Consider the following 22788-nt stretch of genomic DNA (forward strand, 5'->3'; position numbering starts at 1 on the left):
TCACGTCGGGTGACCTCCACCCTCGCACTCAAATCCCCCGCGGCAATCTGCTGTGCGACCCGCATCACACTGCGCAGCGGTGCGACAATCAAACGGGTGATGACCCATGCGGCAATCAGCCCGACCAACAACGCCAGCGCCGACGAACCGATGATCAACGCCGAGTTCTTCTTCAACTCCGCCTGCATCGCGCCATCCTCGGCGCCATATGCCTGATCCACCCGCTCCATCACCTGCGCCGCGCGCTGGTGCAACTGTTCGTAGACGGTTTTTTCCTGGGCCAGCAGGCCGGTGTACTCGGCCAGTTTGTCGTTGAAACCGGCGATGTGCCCGGACACTTCGTTGAGCACCGTCAGGTAGCCCTCATCCTTGACCGTGGTCTTCAACTGCTCGGCCTGCACCTGCGCCTGCGCGGCCTGTTCAATGTTGCCCTGGCCGGCACTGTCGGCATCGCCCTTGCGGCTCTGGTCCAGGCGAATCCGCGCTTCGTTCATCGCCTGCAGCATCAGCCGCGACACCTGGCTAACCTGACCGGCCTGTTCAATGAACTGCGCACCGTCCTTGCCTTCAGTGTCCTTCAGGGTATACGCGCCATCGTCAGCCAGCCCGGCTTGCAGCACATCGAGATTGTTGGCCACGCTGGACACCGACCAACTGGCCATTTCCAGCGCCAGATCCTTGGCCTGGGTCAGCGAGACGAACTCGTCGAAGGCCTTGCGATAGGCAGCCAGTGCCTGTTCGACATCGCTCATCACCGCCACATTGGCCGGTGACTGCGCCTTGAGTTGCCCGGCCTGGGCCAGCAAACCGTCGACGCCTTCGTGCAAGGCATCGACGGTTTTCGGATTGCTGTGCAGCGCATAGTCCTGCTCCAGCAACCGCACCTTGAGCAAGGCACTGTTGAGCGACGACATCTGCTTCAGCCCATCGAAACGCTGACTGATGGCCTGCAGGGACCAGACACCGATGGCGGCCACCAGCGCGGTCAACAGCAGCACCAGGACAAACCCGATAGCCAGTTTCTTCGCCATACCGAGGTTGGCAAAACGTCCTTGCACGGCCGAAATCATTGCACGTAGTCCCCTGCCAAAGTCTGTTGCCGAAGATTCGCAACGGCCATGGAGCAGCACAAGTCTCTGGCGTCGGAATAATGGCAAAAAGCTACGCCCGCGTCGTTTTCAGAACGCTTGAGGTCGATTCACACCGGTACTGCGAAAAAACTGCCGGGCCCGCGGATCACAGGCAAAGGCTACATTGATCCGCTGCCACTCGCTGGCCTCGCCACTCGGACTGAAAGCACCCGGAGCACACAGGCGCACGCCACTGCACTGCGCCTGACGATGCAAGCGGGCCGGATCGTTCAGCGGGGCACGGGCCCAGATGAACAGCCCGCCACACGGTTTGCCGAACACCTCCCAGTCAGCATCTTCCAGCGCCTGCAACGCGGCGATCCGGTCGGTATTCAAGCGCTGACGCTGGCGCTGGACCATCTTGCGATACGCGCCACTGGCCAGAAGACTGGCCAGCACCGCCTCATTGAAACTCGATGCGCCCCTGCCACTGATCATCTTGACCCGCGCCATCTGAGCGATCAGCGGGGGCTCGGCGGATACGAAGCCGACACGCAGCGAACTGCTCAGCGTCTTGGAAAAACTGCCGATGTAGATCACTCGTTCATCGAGCGCCGCCAGACGTGTGCCGTTGCCATTGTGCAGATCGGCGTAAACATCGTCTTCGATCACGCGCACATCATGGGCATTACATAACTGCAGGATCTGCTGCGCCACACCCGGCGTCAGGCAGGAGCCCGTGGGATTATGGTGATGGCTGTTGATGAACATGGCGACCGGCCGGAACTGCTTCAGCAACACCTCCAGCGCCTGGGGATCAGGCCCGCTCGGGGTGCGACGCACTTCCAGCATCTGCACGCCGTGCAGGCGCAGCAGTTCAAACAGCGGCGCATAGCCAGGGGTTTCCACCACGACATAATCCCCGGGCTTGAGCAGCGTGCGCACGATCAGATCAAGCCCGTGGCTGGCACCGGCGGTCGTCAGGATCTGTTCATCCCGCGCCTGGATGCCGATCAGTCTGAGGCGCTTGATGATCTGCTCGCGCAACGCCAACAGCCCCAGCGGGCTGCTGTAATTGAACAGACTTGCCATGTCGGTACGGGCTACCTGACGGATCGCGTAGCTCAGGTCATCGGACTCCCGCCAGCTTTGCGGCAAGCCCCCCTCGCCGAGTTTCAACCCGATCTCCGCCTGCCCGCAGTCAACTCCGAGCATCCCGCCGCCGCGCGCAGCCACCATGAATCCGGCGCCCTGACGCGAAGCCAGAAGACCTTGCGCCACCAGCCGTTCGCAGGCCTCGGCGACACACGACTGGCTGAGCAGATTGGCCCGCGCAATCTGCCTGACAGAGGGCAGCCGCGTGCTCGGCGCCACACCACTTCGCGAGATCCACTCGGTCATGCCATCAACAATCTGCTGTACGACCGGCACCATTGCCTGTCGGTCAATTCTCAATTCCATGAGCACGCAAACTCCTGTCCGTTTTGCTGGCGGCAGTAAATCACAGCCTCGCGGAACAGGCTGTGCGACAACGCCGTCAAAAGCGCCCGTTCTAACCATTTGATACACATTGTTTAGCGGTTTAACGGAACTGTCGGACAAACAGCAGAAAACCCGCACGAAGGCGGGTTTTCTCAGGTCTTGCGGCTAACCGTCAGAACGCGGTGACGCCACCATCCACGGCCAGGGAATGGCCAGTGGTGAACGCGGCGCCATCGCTGCACAGATACAGCACGGCGCTGGCAATTTCCTCGACCTTGCCGATGCGCCCTACCGGGTGCATCGCGTTGGCGAACTCGCCTTTCTTCGGGTCAGCCTCGTAGGCGCGGCGGAACATGTCGGTGTCGATTACTGCCGGGCACACGGCGTTGACGCGGATTTTCTTCTTCGCGTATTCAATCGCCGCCGATTTGGTCAGACCGATCACCGCGTGTTTCGACGCGGCATAAATGCTCATCTTCGGCGCCGCGCCCAACCCCGCTACCGACGCGGTATTGACGATCGCCCCGCCGCCCTGCGCGAGCAACAGCGGCAATTGGTATTTCATGCACAACCACACGCCTTTGACGTTGACCCCCATGATCGCGTCGAATTCGTCCATCGAGCCGTCGGCCAACTTGCCTTGCTCGATTTCGATCCCGGCATTGTTGAAGGCATAGTCGAGGCGACCGTAGGTATTGATCACCTCGTCCATCAGATTCTTCACTTCGCTTTCGACGGTAACATTGCAGCGCACGAAGGTCGCTTCGCCACCGGCTGTACGAATCAGCGCCACCGTCCCTTCGCCTCCTGCGGCGTCCAGATCAGCCACCACCACCTTCAAGCCTTCGGCGGCAAATGCCTTGGCGGTCGCCCGGCCGATACCATTGGCCGCTCCGGTGACTACGACCACCTGGCCGGAAAACGTCATGCTCATTGTTATGTCCTCGAAGGAGAAATGCAGGAGGGATTTTCAGAACCGCAGCATAGCCACCGGGACGCACCCCGCGTCAGCACTATCAGAAGGCTGTTTATGCCTCCATGCGTCGCAGTGATAAAACCTCGAGGGTGACTATCACTGCTCTGGATCATGACGCATTCGCCGTATCAGCCGACCTTGCAGCATTGACAGCGAGGGGCTATCAACAAGGCTTCATTCAGTTCGAGTGCCTGCCATGACCAGCCAGACCAATCGCCAGTTCCTCCTCGCCAAACGCCCGGTGGGCGCGGCGACCCGAGAGACCTTCACTTATCAGGAAGTCCCGCTCGGCGAACCGGGTGCTGGTCAGATACTGGTGAAAAACCAATACCTGTCCCTCGACCCGGCCATGCGCGGCTGGATGAACGAGGGCAAGTCCTACATCCCGCCGGTGGCCATCGGCGAAGTCATGCGCGCCTTGGGCGTGGGCCAGGTCATTGCCTCGAACAACCCGGGTTTCGCCGTTGGGGACTACGTCAACGGCGCCCTCGGTGTGCAGGATTATTTCCTTGGCGAGCCCAGAGGTTTCTACAAGGTCGATCCGAAACTGGCACCGCTGCCGGTGTATCTGTCCGCGCTGGGCATGACCGGCATGACCGCGTACTTCGCCTTGCTGGATGTCGGTGCACCGAAGGCCGGCGACACCGTGGTGCTGTCCGGGGCTGCCGGCGCGGTGGGCAGCATTGCCGGGCAGATCGCCAAGATCAAAGGCTGCCGGGTCGTCGGCATCGCCGGTGGTGCCGACAAGTGCAAATACCTGATTGAAGAACTGGGCTTCGACGGCGCCATTGATTACAAGCACGAAGACGTGCTGGCCGGACTCAAGCGTGAATGCCCGAAAGGGGTGGACGTCTATTTCGATAACGTCGGCGGCGAAATCCTCGACGCGGTGCTCAGCCGTCTGGCGCCGAAAGCCCGGGTGGTGATCTGCGGCGCCATCAGCCAGTACAACAACAAGGAAGCGGTCAAAGGCCCGGCCAACTACCTGTCATTGCTGGTCAATCGTGCGCGCATGGAAGGCTTTGTGGTGATGGACTACGCCGCGCAGTACGCCAGCGCCGCGCAGGAAATGGCCGGCTGGATGGCCAAGGGGCAGCTCAAGAGCAAGGAAGACATCGTCGAAGGTCTGCAGACCTTTCCGGAGACGCTGATGAAATTGTTCAGCGGGGAGAATTTCGGCAAGTTGGTGCTGAAAATCTAAAACCACTCAGAAACCAATGTGGGAGCGAGCCTGCTCGCGAAAGCAGTGGATCAGTCGGCAATGATTTCGACTGACACGCCCTATTCGCGAGCAGGCTCGCTCCCACATTTGAATCTTCAGTGTTACTTAGGCGATTTCGGCCACGACCGAAGCCAGTGCCTGAGCAGGATCTGCCGCCTGGCTGATCGGACGGCCGATCACCAGATAATCGGAACCGGCATCCAGCGCCTGACGTGGCGTCAGGATACGGCGCTGGTCATCTTGCGCACTGCCCGCCGGGCGAATCCCCGGGGTCACCAGTTGCAGCGACGGGTGCGCCGACTTCAATGCGGTGGCTTCCAGCGCCGAACACACCAGACCGTCCATCCCGGCCTTCTCGGCCAGCGCAGCCAGACGCAGCACTTGCTCTTGCGGTTCGATATCCAGACCGATACCGGCCAGATCCTCGCGCTCCATGCTGGTCAGCACGGTCACGCCGATCAGCAGCGGCTGCGGACCGCTGCGCTTGTCCAGCTCTTCACGGCAGGCGGCCATCATGCGCAGGCCACCGGAGCAATGCACGTTGACCATCCACACGCCCATCTCGGCCGCGGCTTTCACGGCCATCGCGGTGGTGTTGGGGATGTCGTGGAATTTCAGGTCGAGGAACACCTCGAAGCCTTTGTCACGCAGGGTCCCAACGATTTCCGCGGCGCAACTGGTGAACAGTTCCTTGCCCACTTTGACCCGGCACAGTTTCGGGTCCAACTGGTCGGCCAGCTTCAGTGCGGCGTCACGGGTGGGGAAATCCAGGGCGACGATGATAGGAGTCTGGCAGGCGGACATGGATGGGCTCTCAGGCAAGTCGAAATCGGCGCGCATTGTAGCGGAAGCGGCGACGGCGCGGCACCCGATGATCGGTAAATCGTCGCCGCAAACGTGATCAGCATAGCGCTCGCTGCTATTGTGTCGAACCCGATACACAACCGACACGCCGCCAACAAGCGCCCGCGCTAGCCTCGCCAGCCGCAACACGTCCTTACATCAGCACTTCCCGCCTCACGGCAGGACGCCTATGCTGAAACCACCACCTCGCAGCCCATCTTTGTGGTTGGCGGCCTACCGGCAGATGAACAGCCCCATGCACAACACCCAGACCACCGTGATTGATGAGCAGAAAGACGACAAGCGTTGGAGCATCCGCGCGCTGATCGTCGACGACGATGTGCCGATTCGCGAGCTGATGATCGACTACCTCGCGCGCTTCAACATCCACGCCAGCGGCGTCACCGACGGCGCGGCGATGCGCCAGGCGATGCAGGCCGAGCATTTCGACGTGGTGGTCCTCGACCTGATGCTGCCCGGCGAAGACGGTCTGTCGCTGTGCCGCTGGCTGCGCGCCGAATCGGACATCCCGATCCTGATGCTCACCGCCCGCTGCGAACCCACCGACCGCATCATCGGCCTCGAACTGGGCGCCGATGACTACATGGCCAAACCGTTCGAACCTCGGGAACTGGTGGCGCGGATCCAGACCATCCTGCGCCGGGTGCGCGACGACCGCACCGAGCAACGCGCCAACATCCGCTTCGACAACTGGCGCCTGAACAGCGTGCTGCGCCAGTTGATCGCCGACGATGGCCTGGTAGTGCCGCTGTCCAACGCCGAATTCCGCTTGCTCTGGGTCTTCATTGAACGCCCGCGCCGGGTACTCAGCCGCGAACAACTGCTGGATGCTGCCCGTGGCCGTTCGATCGAAGCCTTCGACCGCAGCATCGATTTGCTGGTGTCGCGTCTGCGGCAGAAACTCGGCGACGACCCGAAAGCCCCGCAGTTGATCAAAACCGTGCGCGGTGAAGGTTACCTGTTCGACGCGCGAGACATCGGCTGATGCGAGCGCGCTTCGACACGCTGTTCGGCCGCCTGTTTGGCATGCTGTTCGTGGCGATCGTCCTGGCGCACCTGCTGGCCTTTGCCTGGTTTCACCACTACGGCCCGCCCCCGCCGCCGCCCCCACCGGAGTTTGCCGAGGGTGTCGACGGCCAACGGCCAGCGCCGGATCCACGTTTCGCCCATCGCCCGCCGCGTCCGTGGTTCGGCGGGCCGCTGGTGCCGCTGACCTTCCAGTTCATCTCGCTGATGATCGCTGCGTGGTACGGCGCCAAACTGCTCAGCCGGCCGATCCAGCGCCTGAGCGACGCCGCCGAACGCCTCAGCGAAAACCTCGACAGCCCGCCGCTGGACGAATCCGGCCCGCGTGAAGCGCGGCAGGCAGCGCACACTTTCAACCTGATGCAACAACGCATCCGCGAACAGGTGCAGCAACGGGCCCGCATGCTCGGCGCCGTCTCCCACGACCTGCGCACGCCGCTGTCGCGGTTGAAGCTGCGCCTGGAACAGATCGACGACGAAAAACTGCAAGGCCAGATGCGCCAAGACCTCAACGACATGATCGGCATGCTCGACGCCACCCTCACCTACCTGCACGAACAGCGCACCAGCGAAGCCCTGCAGTTGATGGACGTGCAGGCGCTGGTCGAATCGCTGTGCGAGAACGCTCAGGATCAAGGCGCGGACGTGGAAGTCAGCGGCCATTGCGCACCGCTGCAGGTGCAGCCGATGGCGCTGCGTTCATGCATCAACAACCTGATGGACAACGCCTTGCGCTACGCCGGACAGGCGCGCATCGAACTGCAGGATCAACGCGAGCAACTGCTGATTCGCGTGATCGACCACGGCCCGGGGATTGCCGAAGATAAGCGCGAAGCGGTGTTCGAACCGTTCTTTCGTCTGGAAGGTTCACGCAACCGCAACTCCGGCGGCGTCGGCCTGGGCATGACCATCGCCCGCGAAGCCGCGCAGCGTCTGGGTGGCCAATTGAATCTGGAAGAAACCCCCGGCGGCGGCCTGACCGCAGTCATCCGCCTGCCGCGCTCCTGAGAAACACACCTACCCCCCCCCTGTGGGAGCGGGCTTGCTCGCGAAGCGGTGTGTCAGTCGACTTCTGTGTTGAATGATCGGCCGTCTTCGCGAGCAAGCCCGCTCCCACAGGTTTCAGTGGTGTTCACTCCATCGTGTGTACCGCCCGGTACAAACCCCAAATACCCAGGACAACTCGCCCCTTGAGTCTGCACAAACCGGTACACCCACCGGTTTTCCAGTCCAAGGAGTGAGCCCATGATCGGTAGCGTCAGCAACTACACGAGCTATACCAGCACCAGCAGCACCGCTACACAAAATGTGCGCAGTACGCAGCTGCAAAAAGAACTGTTCGCCAAGCTCGACAGCAACGGCGACGGCGCGGTGGACCAGGACGAACTGAAAAGCGCCCTTTCGCAGAAATCCGACGACGGCCTGCTGGTCAACCTGAGCAAACAATTCGGCGATCTGGACAGCGACGACAGCGGCAGCCTCAGCGCCGAAGAAATGACCGCGATGGCGCCCCCTCCGCCTCCGCAGGATCAAGCCCCCAACACCGACCTGGCCGACGCCCTGATCAGCGCCCTCGACAGCGATGGCGACGGCGCCATCAGCAGCGACGAACTGAGCACCGGCCTGACCAGCGCCGGCAGCAGTGCTGACAGCAACCAGATCTTCTCGGCCCTGGACAAGAACAAGGACGGCACCGTCAACCAGGACGAACTCACCGCCAGCCTGACGCCACCACCGCCACCGCCACCGCCGCAGCAAGCTTCCAGTGATGAGCTGTTCAGCCAACTGGATGCCGATGGTGATGGCAGCATCAGCGCGACCGAACTGAGCAGCGCGTTGCAGAGCAGCGACAGCACCTCGACGAACAGCACTGATACCAGCGCCGCTTTGCTCAAGGTACTCGACAGCGACAGCAGTGGCGGCGTGAGCAGCGACGAACTGAAAGCGGCGCTCCAGGCAGGTCGGGAACACCCGCCCGAAGAACAGACCGCCAGTAACCAGACCACCAGCGAAGCGCTGAACCGGATGATTGCCAACTTGAGCAAACAGTACTCGCTCGACAATGCCGCACCGGTGGGCAAGTACCTGAATGTGGCAACCTGACCTGATGTCGTGATGGGTGATCGTTTCCATGCAGCGGTGTGGGAACGGTCATTTGGGTGTGGCCGTGAGCGGCGGGTTGCCTGATATGCCTCTTCGCGAGCAGGCTCATTCCTACAATTGGATCGAGTACAGGCAGTTAGAGGCTGGTTGGCTGTAAGGCCGCCATCGCTGGCAAGCCAGCTCCCACAAGATCAAGTTCAGGATCAGGATCAGGATCAGGATCAGGATCAAAAGATCGCAGCCTTCGGCAGCTCCTACACAGGCCGAGTGTCAGCTCGCCGAAAGCTCTTGATCTTGCCGTGCCGGCCCCTTCGGCAGGCTGAGTGGAGGGGTTTATCCGGGGGTGGGAGCGCAGCGACCGTTCGACGCAGTCGAACACATCGAGAGGAGGTGCAGCGAAGCAAACCGGAGGCGATGCCCCCGGATGAATCCCGTAGCGAAGGAACCCGAGCCACGGCGAGGGCCGAACGTCGGGGCAAGCGTTTTGGGTTACTTTTTAGGCGTTTGTAAAAAGTGACTCGCCGTAAGGGCGAAACCGCCAGCCGCAACACCCAAACCAACGGATATGCCCCCAACCCCAAAAAAAGCCACGGCGCCTAAACCCGAGCCTGACTCTTACTCCAATCCGTCAACAAACTATAAGCCACCGCCAACAACGTAGGCCCGATAAACAACCCGATAAACCCAAACGCAATCAACCCGCCAAACACCCCAAGCAACACAATCACCAACGGCAGATTCCCGCCGCGACTGATCAGATAAGGCTTCAACACGTTATCCACGCCACTGATGATGAACGTCCCCCAGATCCCGAGAAACACCGCCATCCCATACTCTCCCTTCCACGCCAGCCAGGCCGTGGCCGGAATCCACACCAACGGTGGCCCCATCGGAATCAGGCTCAACAGAAAGGTCACGATCCCCAGCACCAGCGCCCCCGGAACCCCGGCAATCAGGAAGCCGATCAACGCCAGAATCGCCTGCGCCGCCGCCGTCCCGATCACCCCGTTGACCACCCGCTGCACCGTACCGGCCACCAACTCGATGTAATACCCGGCACGCTCACCGATCAGCCGCTCCAGCAGACCGTGAACGAACGCCGCCAAGCGCGGCCCGTCACGATAGAAAAAGAACACAAAGACAATGCTCAGGGTCAGCTCGAGAATCCCGCCGCCGATCTGCGCACTGCGCGCCAGCAGCCAGTTGCCGACCTGCCCCAGATACGGCTTGATCGACACCATCAGCGCCGCGCCCTGCTGATCGATGCTGTTCCAGAGCCCGACCAGCCGCTCACCCACCAACGGCACAGTGCCGAGCCAGACCGGCGCTTCCGGCAGACCATCGACCTGCACATCCTTGATGAACGCCGTGGCATCGCGCACATGGTCGGCCAGGTTGAACCCCAGCCACACCAGCGGCGCCGCCACCAGCAACATCCAGCCCAGGGTCAAAATAGCCGCGGCGAGTGATTCGCGGCCATTGAGCCAGCGAGTCAACAGACGCATCAGCGGCCAACTGGCGAAGGCCAGCACCGCGCCCCAGAACAGCGCCGACCAGAACGGCGCCATCACCCACAGGCTGGCACCGAACAGCACCAGCAGGAGGATTTGCACCAACAGCCGATCGTTATTGAGCATGTAGAGTCTCGAAGAAGTCAGTCGGTCAAAGAGTAGGCGAACACGCCACGCGTGCACGCCCGGTGCAGCTTATCGCAACAGATCGATGCGCAGGCCAGAGCCGTCGGCGCTCCCCGCCTCCATTCGCGCCGCCCGCACACCCTGCCCGATCAGCGCCTGCCGCCAGGCCTCGGCCTTGGGTCCGGCAATCGTCACGCGCTGGGTGGTGTCGAGGTTCAAGCCACGGGAAATCAGCCGCAGCCAGGTGTCATCCGGCTCCCCGGTCAGCTTGGGAAAGTCCAGCTCGCCGGTGCTTTTGAGCTGTCGCAACAGCGTGGCCGAGGTCGGCAGCAACTCGCCCAACGGCGCGCCCGCTTCGAACTGTTCGACATGCAGATAGGCTTTGCGATTGCCGCGGGTGATGCTGTAGAGCGCCACCAGGGTGTTGTCCTTCGGCGCGGCCAGACGCAACAGCAGGTAGGCCTGTTGCTCGTCCGCGCCGTAGAGCTTGGCATTGCCGAACACTTCATTGGCCCACAGGCTGCTTTCGCCACAATCGCGGGCCTGGCACCAGAACAGCAACTCGGCGTCCTGCTTTTGCAGGGCTTCGCGGGCGGCGGTGAAGGCTTCGGTGGCGGAATGCTCAGGCGGCAACTCGTAGGTGACCGAGGTGGTCTGGCCGCGTGCCGTGACCTGGCCGTCAAAGCGCAACTGGCCGCTGATCTTGCGGATCGAGCCGAGCGGATAGATCCGCTCAAGCTCCACGGGAGGGCGATAATCGACGATCTGCGCATCGGCCAGACGCGGCACGATCTGCAGATCCTGGCTGCCGGGCACGTCGGCGGCGAACGAAACGGAACTGAAGCAGCACAGCGCCAACAGACTGAGTGACCGCATAGTCAGGCTCATCGGATCGGCAAGGCTTGGCGGGTCGGGTTCGCAGCGGTATAGAAATCCATCGTGGTTGTCTCCCATTTCAACCCGCCCAGCCTCGACAGTTGCCCGGTGCAAGTCAAGGAATGGCGAAGAAGCGATTGAAACAGTCTGCGACAAGGTCGGCACCCGACTCATCGTTCAGGTGCAAATGATGCCCGCCCGCCAGCTGTTCCTGGCTAAAGGGTAGACGCTCCAGCAGCTCCGGATGTTTGGCCAGCATGCCGTCGGCGGCGACCACCAGTTGCGCCGGGCAGGTGATGCGCTGGACGAAAGCCATCGCCTGCTCCTGAGTCAGACGCAGCGGTGATGGCAGGGTCAGGCGATTATCGGTGCGCCAGGTATAACCGCCGGGCACCGGCATCAGGCCGCGTTGCGCCAACAGCTCGGCGGCTTCGCGACTGACCGCCACCAGGCCCTTCATCCGTGCTTCGATGGCACGATCGAGGGTGTTGTAGACCGGCTTGCGCTTCTCGCGCAGATCCAGCTGCGCTTGCAGGGCCATGCCCATGCGCTCGGCGGCATTTTCGCCTTTGTCCGTAGGAGGAATCACCCCGTCGATCAACGCCAGGTGGGTAATGCGCTCCGGCAACGAACCGGCCAGCACCAGCGAGACGATCGCCCCCATCGAATGCCCGAGCAGGCCGAAGCGTTTCCAGCCCAGTTGCTCGGCGACCTGCAACACGTCGTGCGCGTAGTCCCACAACGCATAACCGGCGCCGTTGGGCCGATGCCCGGAATGCCCATGCCCGGCCATGTCCAGGGCGATGATGCGCAGACCTTTGAGCTTGGGTGCCAGACGCGCAAAGCTGTTGGCGTTGTCGAGCCAGCCATGCAAGGCAATCACTGGCAGGCCGTCCTCGGGACCGAACAAGTGCGCCGCCAGTTCGATATGCGGCAGGCTCAGGCGCACTTCTTCGAAGCTCGGGTTCATGCGCAATCCTTCTGTTGGCGCCGCTCCCAGCGGGTAAACAGCTCTTTGAGCAGGCGCGCCGTGTCTTGCGGACGTTCGAGCGGGAACATGTGCCCGCCGGGCATGCTCAGTGCTTCACCCTGCGGCAGGCGCCCGACGAATCGGCTGTGATGACGCATGACCACGCGGCTCTTGTGGCCCCGCACCACGGCCAGCGGCACCTGCAATTGGCGCGTGCGGCCCGGACTGGTGTGTGGCACGCCGCGATAGATGCTGATTTCAGTGGCCGGGTCGAAGCGCAGACGCAGCTTGCCGCCGACCGTATGCAATCCGTGTTGCAGATAGGCATCGAAGCATTCCGGATCGAAACCGCGAAACAACGTCTTGCCGGCAAAATAGCTGCGCGCACTGTCGAGGTCGGCGAATTCTTCGCGCCGGCCCAACGTACGTCCGGCCGGGGTTAGTTTGTCGATGAAGCCGAAACGCTTGGCAGCGCGGATCACCCATTGATCAGTGCGGGTCAGCACCGGTGAATCGAGCATGACCACGCCGCGATACAGCTCAGGGCAGCGCAATGCCGCATGCAGGTGCAGCACGCCGCCAAACGAATGGCCGACGCCCCACACCGGTTGATCCTGCTGCTGCAAATGGTGGATCAGCTCGTCGACCAGGTTGTACCAGTTGTCGTCCGCCGGGAAACGCGGGTCATGGGCATGCTGCTCCAGATGCGCGACCCGGTACTCGGGCGCCAGCGCCGCGAACAACTTGCCATAGGTGCCCGAGGGAAACCCGTTGGCGTGGGCGAAAAAGATCGGTTGCGACATGCAGGCTTATCCATGAACGGGAAACGTGATGTGGATTGTCCGTAAGACCAGGAGCCGCAGCAATGACCATAACTGCCAGAAATGGTGGTGGAGATGTCGTGAAAAGCAAAGATCGCAGGCTGCGCCAGCTCCTACATGGGATCGTATTTCAATGTAGGAGCTGGCGCAGCCTGCGATCTTTTGATCTTTTGATCTTATGGATCATCACCGCACCGGCGGCTGCTCACCCAGTGGCACCACCGCCATGGTCAAACGCGACACACAACTGGCCTTGCCTTCATCGCTGGTCAACCGGATGTCCCACACGTGCGTAGTGCGGCCAATGTGAATCGGTTTCGCCACAGCCGTCACCCGCCCGCTGCGCAAACCGCGCAAATGGTTGGCGTTGATTTCCAGCCCCACGCAGTAGAACTTGCTGGCATCGATGCACAGATAACTGGCCATCGAGCCAACGGTTTCCGCCAGCACCACCGAGGCACCGCCGTGCAGCAGACCGTAAGGTTGATGGGTGCGATGGTCGATGACCATGCTCGCCGTCAGCGATTCGTCGTCGAAGGCTTCAAAACGGATATCCAGCACTTCACCGATGGTGTTTTTCTGGATTGCGTTCAACTGCTCGATGTTCGGAGTGGTGCGCCACAAGGTCATCGCAGGCTTCCTTTGTTGTTTTGATCGTCAGTCAATCCTGCCACAGCACCGCCTCGCTGCGCGCGCTCCATTCCTCAAAACGCGCGCCATAGGTGTCTTCGATGACATTGCGCTTGATCTTCAACGTCGGCGTGAGAAAGCCGTTTTCCACCGCCCAGCTGTCCTTGACCACCACCAGCCGCCGCAGTCGTTCATGCTTGTCGAGCACGGCGTTGACCTCTTCCAGGAGTTTTTCCAGACTCGAATGCAGGCTGGCCCGCCCTTCTTCCTGATTGACCGTCGACAGTACGCACAAACCCAGCGGCGCACTCAGACCATCGCCAACCACGCAGACCTGTTCGATCCGCGAGTGCACCGCCAGACGGTTTTCAATCGGCGCCGGGGCCACATATTTGCCTTTGCTGGTCTTGAAGATTTCCTTGAGTCGCCCGGTCAGGCGCAAGCGCCCCTCGGCGTCCTGTTCGCCCTTGTCACCGGTACGCAGGAAGCCGTCCTCGGTGAGGGTTTCGGCGGTTTTCTGCGGCTCCTTGAAATAACCGAGCATGTTCGCCTGACTGCGCACCAGCACCTCACCGGACTCGTCAATCCGCACCTCGACCTCCGGGCACGGCTTGCCGATCCAGCCCTGTTTGTACTGCCCCGGCAGACAAATGTGCGAATAGCCGCAACTTTCAGTCATGCCATACACCTCCAGCACATCGAGACCGAGCTTCTGATACCAACTGAGCAAAGTCTGCGGCACCGGTGCCGCACCGGACAGGGCCACGCGCAATGCATCAAGGCCCAATCCGGCCAACACCTTGTGCCCGACCCGCTTGCCAATGAATGGCAGGCCGAGCAGAAAATCCAGGCGCCTGGCCGGGATCTTGCCGTACACGCCCATCTGGAACTTGGTCCAGATGCGCGGCACGCCGAACATCGCCGTGGGCCGCGCCCGGCGCAGATCGGTGATGAAGGTGTCGAGGCTTTCGGCAAAGAACACCGTCTGCCCGGTGTAGATCGACGCCAGCTCGACGAACATCCGTTCGGCGACATGACACAGCGGCAGGTACGACAGCAGCCGGTCATGCTCATTGAGCCCGAACAACCGGGTGCCGTGGGTGGTGGCAAACCCGAGATTGGCAAAGCTGTGCATCACGCCTTTGGGCAACCCGGTGGTGCCGGAGGTGTAGATGATGGTTGCCAGCTGCTCGGCCGCAGGACGCGGATCGTCCTGGATCGGCGAGCTCTTTTGCAGGTCATCCCAACTGAAATCGAACGCGCCGGGCGGGTGCAGCGGCAGGCTGATGGTGGGCAAATCCGCCGGCACACCGACCGCCATGCCCGGCCAGTCATCGAGTTTGCCGATGAACGCCAGCACACTTTCCGAATGCGTCAGGACCTGATTCACCGAATCTGCCGTGAGGTTGGGATACAGCGGCACCGAGACGTGCCCGGCCATCCAGATCGCCAGATCGGCAATGATCCAGTGCGCGCAGTTTTTCGAGATCAGCGCGATGTGGCTGCCTTGCGGCAACTCCCGGGCGCGCAGCCAGTGCGCGGCGCAGCGCGCCTGATGACCGACATCGGCCCAGGTCAGGGTCTCGACCTGCCCGCCGCCGACCGGCTGCACGAGGAAGCGTTGGCGCGGGTGCCGGGCCTCACGTTCGTAAAACACGTCCAGCGGCAAACGGAAGGCGGCAGACATGCGACTCGCTCCTGTTTTTTAGGTCTGGAGCAAGCGTAGTCAACCAAGCAAGTGCTTGGTTGGAAAATTCCAACAAATAATTTCAGCTGAAAATGAGGGCCCTGTGGGAGCGGGCTTGCTCGCGAATGCGGTCTATCAGTGACATTCACAGTGACTGACACAGCGCATTCGCGAGCAAGCCCGCTCCCACAAGGAATCAGCGTCAGGGGTGCTTGAGGCTGTTGAGGGTCATCGAACCGATCAGCAGCTCAGCGCTCTCCAGCTCAGCCAGCCCCGCCGTACTGACCTTCTCCGGCGGATACCCGGCGCCATGCTGCAGATAGCTCAGCAGATTGCCCACCAACGGGTTGTGACTGACCAGCAGCACATTGCTCACCGACACCAGTTGATCCGCCACCTTGTCCGGATCGACTTCCGGCGTCAGCCACTCGACCGTGCGGATCTCCGGCTCGAACCCCAGGGCCTCGCGGACAATCTGCGCGGTCTGCTGCGCACGCAGATAAGGACTGGCATAGATTGCCGTCAGCGGCTGGCCGATCAATTGCGCTGCGCTGCTCAACGCCTCCTTGCGACCGTGCTCGGTCAATTCCCGCTCGGAGTCGGGGCACGAGCCGTAAGGCACCGCCTCACCGTGACGCAACACCCAGAGTTTCATAGCTTGGGTTCCTCATCACGAACCGGATGCGGCGCTGGCGCCACGGCGTGCGGCGCCTCGCCTTCCGGGGTACGCGGAGTTGGCCAGTCGGCGAACGGCCACGGCTTCTGGTCGCTGTGAAAGCTGCCGAAACGGCCGATCTGCGCGATGAACTGGCTCAGGCTGTCGCCGAAATTCATCAGGCTGGCGCTTGGCGCGCCATAAATCAGACGATAGATCAGTTGCACCAGCACAACGGCGCCGAGGATGAACTGCGCCACTTGCCAGACCAGCACATAGACGATCATCCACAGCACCCGCAGGAGAATGGATTCGTACTTGGCTTCGGTTTTCGGATCGTTCATGGCTCGCTTCCTGTTGAATCAGTTGAAACCGCTGGTGGAAATAAAGTCGACGTCGGTTTTCGGCTCGGCCCGCATCAGTAGACCGATCACCTGCTCCAGCGTGCGGCCTTCAAACAGGATCGCATGCAGCCCGGCGACCAGCGGCATGTACACGCCAACCTCCTGCGACTTGGCCTTGAGCACCTTCAGGGTGTTCACGCCTTCGGCCACTTCGCCCAGACGCGACACCGCTTCGTCGAGACTCAAGCCCTGACCGAGGGCAAACCCGACCTGATAGTTGCGGCTCTTCGGCGACGAGCAGGTCACGATCAAATCACCGACCCCGGCCAGACCGAGGAAGGTCATCGGGTTGGCGCCCTGATTCACCGCAAACCGGGTCATCTCGGCCAGGGCACGGGTGATCAGCATGCTCTTGGTGTTCTCGCCCATCTCCAGCGCCACCGCCATGCCGGCGATGATCGCGTAGACGTTTTTCAGCGCCCCGCCCAACTCGACGCCGAAACGGTCAGCACTGGCGTAAACGCGGAAGGTGCAACCGTGCAGCGCCGCCTGCACCTGTTTGCACAAATCTTCGTCTTCGCTGGCGACTACCGTGGCGGTCAGCGCGTGCTCGGCGATCTCCCGTGCCAGGTTCGGCCCGGACAGCACGCCGATGCGCGCCTGCGGGGCAATTTCTTCGAGGATCTGGCTCATCAGTTTGAAGGTGTGGGCTTCGATGCCCTTGGTCAGGCTGACCAGCATCTTGCCGCTCAGACGCTCGGCGTGGGCGGCCAGCACCGTGCGCAATGCGCTCGAGGGCAGCGCAACGAAGCACAGCTCGCAGGCGTCGAGGGTGGCCTGCAAGTCAGTGACGGCGGTCACCCCAGGCAGAATCTTGATGCCTTTGAGGTAACGCGGGTTCTCGCGGTTGACCCGGATGGCCTCGGCCTGCTCGGGGTCACGCATCCACTGCCGGACTTGATGGCCGTTCTCGGCCAAAAGATTGGCCACGGCGGTACCAAAACTTCCGCCTCCCAGGACCGCAATCGGGCGCTGTTCAGTCATATGCAATCCGTTAATCCATACCAGTGGCGATGCCGGCATTATACGGGGCGCCCGAAGCGCGGCCAGCCCCTGCGTCAATTACCGGCACTTGTAGGAAGAAGACCAATAAAACCGAGGAAAATGCCAGCATCGTGACTGGAAAAGTCACTGTCCTCGGTTAACATGCGCGCCAATTCTTTGCGATCAAGGCTGTGTCGTGTCTTTTGGCTCTCCCCCTTCGCGTTCGTCCCTGTTGCTGGCGCTGCTGTTCAGCCCGGTGTTGCAGGCGGACGACCTGTTTGTCGACAGCGAAACGCTGCCGCAGGTGCTGACGGCCACGCGCCTGAAACAGACGCCAGCGGAGGTGCCGGGGAGCATGACCGTCATCGACAGCGAGCTGATCAGTGCCAGCGGTGCGCGGGACATCAGCGAGTTGCTGCGGCTGGTGCCGGGGATGATGGTCGGCAACATCAGCGGTAATCAGGCGGCGGTCAACTATCACGGGACCAACGCCAGCGAAGCGCGGCGCATGCAGGTGCTGATCGACGGCCGCTCGGTGTACCGCGCAGGCCTGGCCACGGTGGACTGGAGTGATATTCCGGTGGCCATGGAAGACATCGAACGCATCGAGGTTTTCCGTGGGCCGAACACCGTCAGCTACGGCGCCAACGCGCTGATGGCGGTGGTCAACATCATCACCCGCAACCCGGCGGACAGCCACGGCACGCGCCTGAAGGTCACCCGTGGCCAGCGCGGCATCAACGACTTCTATGCCAGCCAGGGCACGGGGTGGAATGGCGGCGATCTGCGTCTGTCGCTGTCCGGCCAGGAGGACGATGGCTTCGACAGCGACCGCAACGGCGCCGATTACCGTGACAACCGCCGTTTGAACCGCTTCAGCCTCGCTGTCAGCCAGACCCTGAGCGACAACCAGAGCCTCGACTGGCAGATCAACGCCAAGGACGGCAGCAATCAGCGGCCCTACACCTACCGCCCGGTGTTCTCGGGGATTACCGCTGCCGGGAACAATTCCGACGTGGTCGCCAAGGACTACGCCGGTTCGGTGCGCTGGAATCTCGACATCAATCCCGAACACAGCCTTTATATACAAGGTTCGGCCCAGCACTGGGATCGTCAGCAAGTGTGGCGCGCCTGCGATGCCGAAGTGTCGTTCAGCCCGCAACTGACCCAGCTGTGGCAGCTCAACCCGAACTACACTGAACGCCTGGCGCGCAACATCACCCGTTTCACTGGCCCCGGCCCGGAAGCCGGAACGCCACAGGAAATGGCCCTGGCCAATCAGGTGCTGGATCAATGGCGCAACGGTGCCAGCCAGACCCTGTGCGGTGACATCGACCAAAGTGCTCGCGAGTCGCGCTACGATCTGGAATTGCAGGACACCCTCAGCCTGTCCGACAGCCTGCGGCTGGTCAGCGGCATGAACTATCGTTATGACCGGGCCGATTCCGAAACCTACTTCAACGGCACCTTGGACGACACCACCTGGCGCGCGTTCGGCCAACTGGAGTGGCGCGCCAGTGAACACTGGCTGTTGCAGGGTGGCGCCATGTTCGAAAACACCCGATTGATCGGCAGTTCGCTGACGCCGCGATTCGCCGTCAACTACCTGATCAACCCGCGCCATGGCCTGCGCGCGGTGTACTCGGAGGCGATCCGTTCGCCGGACATGTTCGAGAACAACGTCAACTGGAGCTATCAGGTGAGCAACCTGCGGCCGTCCGCTTACGGCCAGTCTTCGGCGCGCTACTTCGTCAAGACCCGTGGCCCGGGCGATCTCGATCAGGAACACATGCGCTCGCGCGAGTTGGGCTACAACGGCTACTTCGCCGAGCTGGGGCTGGCCGTGGACGTGAAGCTGTTCTACGACGAAATCACCGGGATGATCAGCGAGCCGCTGCGCAACAACCAATACATCGCCAGTAATGCCAACAGCTCACGCTTTCGCGGTACTGAAACCCAGCTCGACTGGCGCTTGAGCATGGTCGATCGCCTGCGCCTCACCTACGCCTTCGTCGACGCCGAAGCGAGTAATCCGCTGGATCAGCAATTCACCTCGCGCAACAGCGGTTCTGCCGGTTGGCTGCGTGATTGGGGCCACGGCTGGAACAGCGCCCTGTTCTATTACGGCGACAACGCGCTCAACGGCTATCGCTTCGAACGGGTCGACACGCGCATCGCCAAACGCATTCCGCTGGGCAAGGCGCAATTGCAACTGGCGGGCGTGCTGCAACAGCGGCTCGACAACGAACCGACCACTTTCGTCGACAACAATTACGACGAACGCCGGGTGCTGTACTTCAGCGCCGAGCTGGAGTTCTAGGGTGCGCTACGCCGCGGCAAACAAGACGCCAACCCTTGGCCACTGGCTGGCCGGTGCCTGTCTGTTTTTGACCGCGTGGCTGCACGGCGTGGCGGTGCAGGCCGCCGACATTCTATTGACCGGCGCCGAAGAAAGCCCCGGCGTGCAAGCCTTCGTCCAGGCATTGAGCGAGCTGCGTCCCACCGACAACGTGCGGTTCCAGCCACTGGCCAGCCTGCCGGCGCCGGGCAAGTTGCCAAGCAATCTGCGGATGATTCTGCTCGATCTGCCCAGCCTCGACTGGCGCCTTAAAGAGTCGCAGGGACCGGCGACGCTGGTGTTGCGCATCAGTCGTCTGCAAGCGCGGCAACGCCTGGGTAGCGCACAACCGCCGCACTTGAGTCTGCTCTGGAGCGATCCACCGCTGGGGTGGCAATTGCAACTGATTCGGCGGATTCTGCCGCAGGTGCGGCGGGTCGGCGTGCTGTTCGACCAGCACAGCGAATTCCTGCTCAAGGAACTGCATCAGGCTGCGGCGCCGCTGAATCTGCAAATCGTCAGTCAGCGTTGGGACAACACTCAGGACAGTCGCCCGTTGCAAAGCGTGCTGAGAAACAGTGACGTGTTGCTGGGCCTCGACGATCCCGATCTGTACAACCCGAAAACCGCGAAAAACCTGTTGCTCAGCAGTTACTCCCGGCAAGTGGCGCTGGTCGGGCCGAACGCGGCGTTCGTGCGTGCCGGCAGCCTCGCCAGCACTTACAGCGATCAGCCCGATTGGCTGGCGATTCTTGACACGTTGCTCGATCACCCCCCGGCGACATGGCCGCGCGCGCTCTATCCCGATCGTTTCAAAGTCTCAAGTAATGCGCAGGTCGCTCGTTCCCTGGGTATCGAGCCAATCGATGAAGCGTTTGTAGCCCGCCAGTTGGCTGAAGGAGAAAGCCACCCATGAATCTGCGTCGCCGCTGGGACATCAACACCCGCACGCAACTGATCAGCCTTGGCCCGGCCCTGCTGCTCACGCTGCTGCTGATCAGTTTCTTTACCTTCGTGCGGATTCAGGATTTGCGCCAGGAGCTCAATCACACCGGGCAACTGATCGCCAATCAGCTGGCGCCTGCCACCGAGTACGGGGTGATTTCCGGTAACAACGAAGTGCTGGAAAGTCTGCTCAAGGCAACCCTGGCCACTCCGAACGTGCGCTTTCTGGAAGTGCAGGACAGCGCCAACCGGATTCTCGCCTACGTTGAACAAGCCGCCGACGCGCACCAACGACCACATCAGGTCGAGGTGTTCCAGGCTCCGGTGCGCCTGCAACGGATCGCTCTGAACAGCGATTTTTTCCACGATGCCAAAGCCAGTAACAACGTGACCAGCGAGGATTATCTGGGCCGGGTGATCGTCGGTCTGTCCAACGATGCCTTCAGTCAGCGGCAACAGGAAATTCTGCTCAAGGCCGGGATTCTGGCGCTGTTCGCCCTGCTCTTCACCTTTGTTCTGGCGCGGCGTCTGGCCGGCAGTCTGTCGGCGCCGATTCGCGATATCGGTAACGCGGTCAAGGCGATTCAGCAAGGCGATTACAAGACCCCGCTGCCGATCGTCGATGACACTGAGTTGGGCGCCCTGTCGCAGCACATCAACAACCTCGCTCAGGCGCTGGAGCAGGCCAGCCGCGAACAGCATCAGGCGATGGCGCAACTGATCCAGACCCGCGAGGAAGCGGAAAAGGCCAACAACGCCAAATCCGATTTCCTGGCGATGATGAGCCACGAACTGCGCACGCCGATGAACGGGGTACTGGGCATGCTGCAGTTGCTCGAAACCACGGACATGACCGAGGAGCAGATCGAGTACGCGGCGCTCGCTTCCGAGTCCACCGAACACCTGCTGAAAGTCATCAATGACATTCTCGACTTCTCGCGGATCGAACGCTCGGAGCTGGAGCTTGAGCACATTCCGTTCAACCTCGCCGACCTGATCGGCGCGTGCGCCCAATCGTTCCAGCACAGCGCGGTGCAGCGTGGCCTGGCGCTGAATCTGCGGATTCCCGAAGACATGCGCGATTTGCAGGTGCAGGGCGACCCGACGCGGATCCGGCAGATACTGGTCAACCTGGTGGGCAACGCCTTGAAGTTCACCGAGCGTGGCCGGGTCAGCATCGAGGCACAGTGGCAGTCGCTGGATCACGAGTTGCTGTGGTTCACCTGTTCGGTGCGCGACAGCGGCATCGGCATCTCTTCGGAGAGCCTGGAGTTGATGTTCAATGCGTTCCAGCAGGCCGACAGTTCGATTTCCCGGCGCTATGGCGGCACCGGCCTTGGCCTGCCAATCGCCCGCACTCTGGCTGAACGCATGGGCGGCACGTTACGAGCGCAAAGCGAAGAAGGTCGAGGTTCGGTGTTCACCCTGGAAATCCCGCTGGCTTTATATAAGCAGACACTGCCGCCGCTGGCAGCACCGCGCGCAACCAATGGCAACGGGCATGGCGAGGGGCGCAATGTGTTGCTGGTGGAGGACAACCCGGTCAACCAGACGGTCATCGAAGCCATGCTGCGCAGCCTCGGCTTTACCGTCAGCGTCGCCACCGACGGTGCGCAAGCCGTACGCAGCGCTGAAGGCCATGACTTTGAAGTGATTCTGATGGACTGCCGGCTGCCGATCATCGACGGCTACGAGGCGACCCGGCAGATCCGCCTGCTGCCCGGACGGCGCAATGTACCGATCATCGCGCTGACCGCCAACGCGTTGCAAGGCGACCGCGAAACCTGCCTTTCGGCGGGCATGAACGATTACCTGGCGAAGCCGTTCAAACGCAATGACCTACAACAGATTCTGCAGCGCTGGGTGCAGTAGTGACGGTTTTTCGACCATCTGCGACTGGCGTGAAAAGCGAAAGTGCGGCAGTCTTAGGCACCCGAACGAGCCTCAAAAGAGGCTTGAATAAAAATTTCAGTGCACAAGTGTACATTCATGTCCTTGGTGCTGTGACTTTCACCACAACGCAATAGTCTATGAGTAGGCTGCCGGTACGAGGCATGAACGCGTCGATCGGCCGGGAAGATTTGCCCCACCTGCCTCA

Annotated in this window: 19 protein-coding genes and 1 pseudogene; 7 read left to right on the forward strand and 13 right to left on the reverse strand. The window is 61.8% G+C overall.

Going from position 1 to position 22788, the window contains the following annotated elements; translation table 11 throughout:
- Window positions 1–11: 11 nt before the first annotated feature.
- The 3 genes and pseudogenes from ACIOUG_RS17670 to ACIOUG_RS17680 form a co-directional block, all read right to left on the reverse strand.
- A pseudogene (locus ACIOUG_RS17670) lies at window positions 12–1070 on the reverse strand (HAMP domain-containing protein); the annotation flags it as partial.
- A gap of 108 nt (window positions 1071–1178) precedes the next feature.
- Window positions 1179–2531, reverse strand: a complete 1353-nt coding sequence (locus ACIOUG_RS17675; protein WP_401067278.1) for a PLP-dependent aminotransferase family protein — start codon at window positions 2529–2531, stop codon at window positions 1179–1181.
- Window positions 2532–2724: 193 nt separating this feature from the next.
- Window positions 2725–3486, reverse strand: coding sequence for an SDR family oxidoreductase (locus ACIOUG_RS17680; protein ID WP_401067279.1), 762 nt, complete (start codon window positions 3484–3486; stop codon window positions 2725–2727).
- A 238-nt stretch (window positions 3487–3724) separates the two neighbouring features.
- On the opposite strand from ACIOUG_RS17680, the gene ACIOUG_RS17685 reads away from it, so the two are divergent.
- The gene (locus tag ACIOUG_RS17685; RefSeq protein WP_401067280.1) at window positions 3725–4729 is read left to right on the forward strand and encodes an NADP-dependent oxidoreductase; all 1005 of its coding nucleotides are present in this window, start codon (window positions 3725–3727) and stop codon (window positions 4727–4729) included.
- A gap of 126 nt (window positions 4730–4855) precedes the next feature.
- On the opposite strand, the gene pyrF is transcribed toward ACIOUG_RS17685, so the two are convergent.
- Window positions 4856–5554: an orotidine-5'-phosphate decarboxylase gene (pyrF, locus tag ACIOUG_RS17690; protein ID WP_401067281.1), complete on the reverse strand. Its 699-nt coding sequence runs from the start codon at window positions 5552–5554 to the stop codon at window positions 4856–4858.
- 283 nt (window positions 5555–5837) lie between these two features.
- Between pyrF and ACIOUG_RS17695 the strand changes: the two genes are divergently transcribed.
- From ACIOUG_RS17695 to xopAW, 3 genes are all read left to right on the forward strand, one after another.
- Window positions 5838–6599: a response regulator gene (locus ACIOUG_RS17695; protein WP_400498052.1), complete on the forward strand. Its 762-nt coding sequence runs from the start codon at window positions 5838–5840 to the stop codon at window positions 6597–6599.
- Window positions 6599–7648: a sensor histidine kinase gene (locus ACIOUG_RS17700; protein ID WP_401067282.1), complete on the forward strand. Its 1050-nt coding sequence runs from the start codon at window positions 6599–6601 to the stop codon at window positions 7646–7648. The genes ACIOUG_RS17695 and ACIOUG_RS17700 overlap by 1 nt, the downstream gene beginning before the upstream one ends.
- A 237-nt stretch (window positions 7649–7885) precedes the next feature.
- Window positions 7886–8743, forward strand: coding sequence for a XopAW family type III secretion system calcium-binding effector (gene xopAW, locus ACIOUG_RS17705; protein WP_401067283.1), 858 nt, complete (start codon window positions 7886–7888; stop codon window positions 8741–8743).
- 596 nt (window positions 8744–9339) lie between these two features.
- Here xopAW and ACIOUG_RS17710 read toward each other — a convergent pair.
- The 9 genes from ACIOUG_RS17710 to ACIOUG_RS17750 all read right to left on the reverse strand — a co-directional run bounded on the left by ACIOUG_RS17710 (window position 9340) and on the right by ACIOUG_RS17750 (window position 17407).
- Window positions 9340–10380, reverse strand: coding sequence for an AI-2E family transporter (locus ACIOUG_RS17710; RefSeq protein WP_401067285.1), 1041 nt, complete (start codon window positions 10378–10380; stop codon window positions 9340–9342).
- A gap of 69 nt (window positions 10381–10449) precedes the next feature.
- Window positions 10450–11256, reverse strand: a complete 807-nt coding sequence (locus ACIOUG_RS17715; RefSeq protein ID WP_401067287.1) for a DUF4892 domain-containing protein — start codon at window positions 11254–11256, stop codon at window positions 10450–10452.
- 115 nt (window positions 11257–11371) lie between these two features.
- Window positions 11372–12226, reverse strand: a complete 855-nt coding sequence (locus ACIOUG_RS17720; protein WP_401067289.1) for an alpha/beta hydrolase — start codon at window positions 12224–12226, stop codon at window positions 11372–11374.
- The gene (locus ACIOUG_RS17725; RefSeq protein WP_401067291.1) at window positions 12223–13029 is read right to left on the reverse strand and encodes an alpha/beta fold hydrolase; all 807 of its coding nucleotides are present in this window, start codon (window positions 13027–13029) and stop codon (window positions 12223–12225) included. The genes ACIOUG_RS17720 and ACIOUG_RS17725 overlap by 4 nt, the downstream gene beginning before the upstream one ends.
- 204 nt (window positions 13030–13233) lie before the next feature.
- Window positions 13234–13677 carry a hotdog fold thioesterase gene (locus ACIOUG_RS17730; protein WP_401067293.1) on the reverse strand — a complete coding sequence of 148 codons (444 nt, stop codon included), beginning with the start codon at window positions 13675–13677 and terminating at the stop codon, window positions 13234–13236.
- 31 nt (window positions 13678–13708) lie between these two features.
- Window positions 13709–15364, reverse strand: a complete 1656-nt coding sequence (locus ACIOUG_RS17735) for an AMP-binding protein (protein ID WP_401067295.1) — start codon at window positions 15362–15364, stop codon at window positions 13709–13711.
- 202 nt (window positions 15365–15566) lie between these two features.
- Window positions 15567–16019: a phosphohistidine phosphatase SixA gene (gene sixA, locus ACIOUG_RS17740; protein WP_401067296.1), complete on the reverse strand. Its 453-nt coding sequence runs from the start codon at window positions 16017–16019 to the stop codon at window positions 15567–15569.
- Complete coding sequence (locus ACIOUG_RS17745; RefSeq protein WP_401067298.1) at window positions 16016–16363, reverse strand: DUF4389 domain-containing protein; 348 nt, start codon at window positions 16361–16363, stop codon at window positions 16016–16018. The genes sixA and ACIOUG_RS17745 overlap by 4 nt, the downstream gene beginning before the upstream one ends.
- Window positions 16364–16381: 18 nt before the next feature.
- Window positions 16382–17407 (reverse strand): NAD(P)H-dependent glycerol-3-phosphate dehydrogenase, encoded by a 1026-nt coding sequence (locus ACIOUG_RS17750; RefSeq protein ID WP_401067300.1) that lies wholly within the window; start codon window positions 17405–17407, stop codon window positions 16382–16384.
- Between the two features lie 196 nt (window positions 17408–17603).
- Here ACIOUG_RS17750 and ACIOUG_RS17755 point away from each other — a divergent pair, with 196 nt between their 5' ends.
- Genes ACIOUG_RS17755 through ACIOUG_RS17765 form a run of 3 tightly spaced genes read left to right on the forward strand, consistent with a single transcriptional unit; the run spans window position 17604 to window position 22562 of the window.
- Complete coding sequence (locus tag ACIOUG_RS17755) at window positions 17604–19727, forward strand: TonB-dependent receptor plug domain-containing protein (protein WP_401067302.1); 2124 nt, start codon at window positions 17604–17606, stop codon at window positions 19725–19727.
- Between the two features lies 1 nt (window position 19728).
- Window positions 19729–20661 (forward strand): ABC transporter substrate-binding protein, encoded by a 933-nt coding sequence (locus ACIOUG_RS17760; protein WP_401067303.1) that lies wholly within the window; start codon window positions 19729–19731, stop codon window positions 20659–20661.
- A complete protein-coding gene (locus tag ACIOUG_RS17765) occupies window positions 20658–22562 on the forward strand; it encodes an ATP-binding protein (RefSeq protein ID WP_401067304.1) in 1905 nt (634 codons plus the stop codon). Before ACIOUG_RS17760 ends, ACIOUG_RS17765 begins: the two co-directional genes overlap by 4 nt.
- Window positions 22563–22788: the final 226 nt, after the last annotated feature.

It is taken from the genome of Pseudomonas sp. NPDC087803 (genome assembly GCF_044742995.1).
GTDB lineage: Bacteria > Pseudomonadota > Gammaproteobacteria > Pseudomonadales > Pseudomonadaceae > Aquipseudomonas.

Excerpts from the sequence above, each read along its gene's own strand:
- ACIOUG_RS17675 (WP_401067278.1), bottom strand. The coding sequence starts at position 2,531 with ATGGAATTGAGAATTGACCGACAGGCAATGGTGCCGGTCGTACAGCAG.
- ACIOUG_RS17680 (WP_401067279.1), bottom strand. The coding sequence starts at position 3,486 with ATGAGCATGACGTTTTCCGGCCAGGTGGTCGTAGTCACCGGAGCGGCC.
- ACIOUG_RS17685 (WP_401067280.1), top strand. The coding sequence starts at position 3,725 with ATGACCAGCCAGACCAATCGCCAGTTCCTCCTCGCCAAACGCCCGGTG.
- pyrF (WP_401067281.1), bottom strand. The coding sequence starts at position 5,554 with ATGTCCGCCTGCCAGACTCCTATCATCGTCGCCCTGGATTTCCCCACC.
- ACIOUG_RS17695 (WP_400498052.1), top strand. The coding sequence starts at position 5,838 with ATGAACAGCCCCATGCACAACACCCAGACCACCGTGATTGATGAGCAG.
- ACIOUG_RS17700 (WP_401067282.1), top strand. The coding sequence starts at position 6,599 with ATGCGAGCGCGCTTCGACACGCTGTTCGGCCGCCTGTTTGGCATGCTG.
- xopAW (WP_401067283.1), top strand. The coding sequence starts at position 7,886 with ATGATCGGTAGCGTCAGCAACTACACGAGCTATACCAGCACCAGCAGC.
- ACIOUG_RS17710 (WP_401067285.1), bottom strand. The coding sequence starts at position 10,380 with ATGCTCAATAACGATCGGCTGTTGGTGCAAATCCTCCTGCTGGTGCTG.
- ACIOUG_RS17715 (WP_401067287.1), bottom strand. The coding sequence starts at position 11,256 with ATGCGGTCACTCAGTCTGTTGGCGCTGTGCTGCTTCAGTTCCGTTTCG.
- ACIOUG_RS17720 (WP_401067289.1), bottom strand. The coding sequence starts at position 12,226 with ATGAACCCGAGCTTCGAAGAAGTGCGCCTGAGCCTGCCGCATATCGAA.
- ACIOUG_RS17725 (WP_401067291.1), bottom strand. The coding sequence starts at position 13,029 with ATGTCGCAACCGATCTTTTTCGCCCACGCCAACGGGTTTCCCTCGGGC.
- ACIOUG_RS17730 (WP_401067293.1), bottom strand. The coding sequence starts at position 13,677 with ATGACCTTGTGGCGCACCACTCCGAACATCGAGCAGTTGAACGCAATC.
- ACIOUG_RS17735 (WP_401067295.1), bottom strand. The coding sequence starts at position 15,364 with ATGTCTGCCGCCTTCCGTTTGCCGCTGGACGTGTTTTACGAACGTGAG.
- sixA (WP_401067296.1), bottom strand. The coding sequence starts at position 16,019 with ATGAAACTCTGGGTGTTGCGTCACGGTGAGGCGGTGCCTTACGGCTCG.
- ACIOUG_RS17745 (WP_401067298.1), bottom strand. The coding sequence starts at position 16,363 with ATGAACGATCCGAAAACCGAAGCCAAGTACGAATCCATTCTCCTGCGG.
- ACIOUG_RS17750 (WP_401067300.1), bottom strand. The coding sequence starts at position 17,407 with ATGACTGAACAGCGCCCGATTGCGGTCCTGGGAGGCGGAAGTTTTGGT.
- ACIOUG_RS17765 (WP_401067304.1), top strand. The coding sequence starts at position 20,658 with ATGAATCTGCGTCGCCGCTGGGACATCAACACCCGCACGCAACTGATC.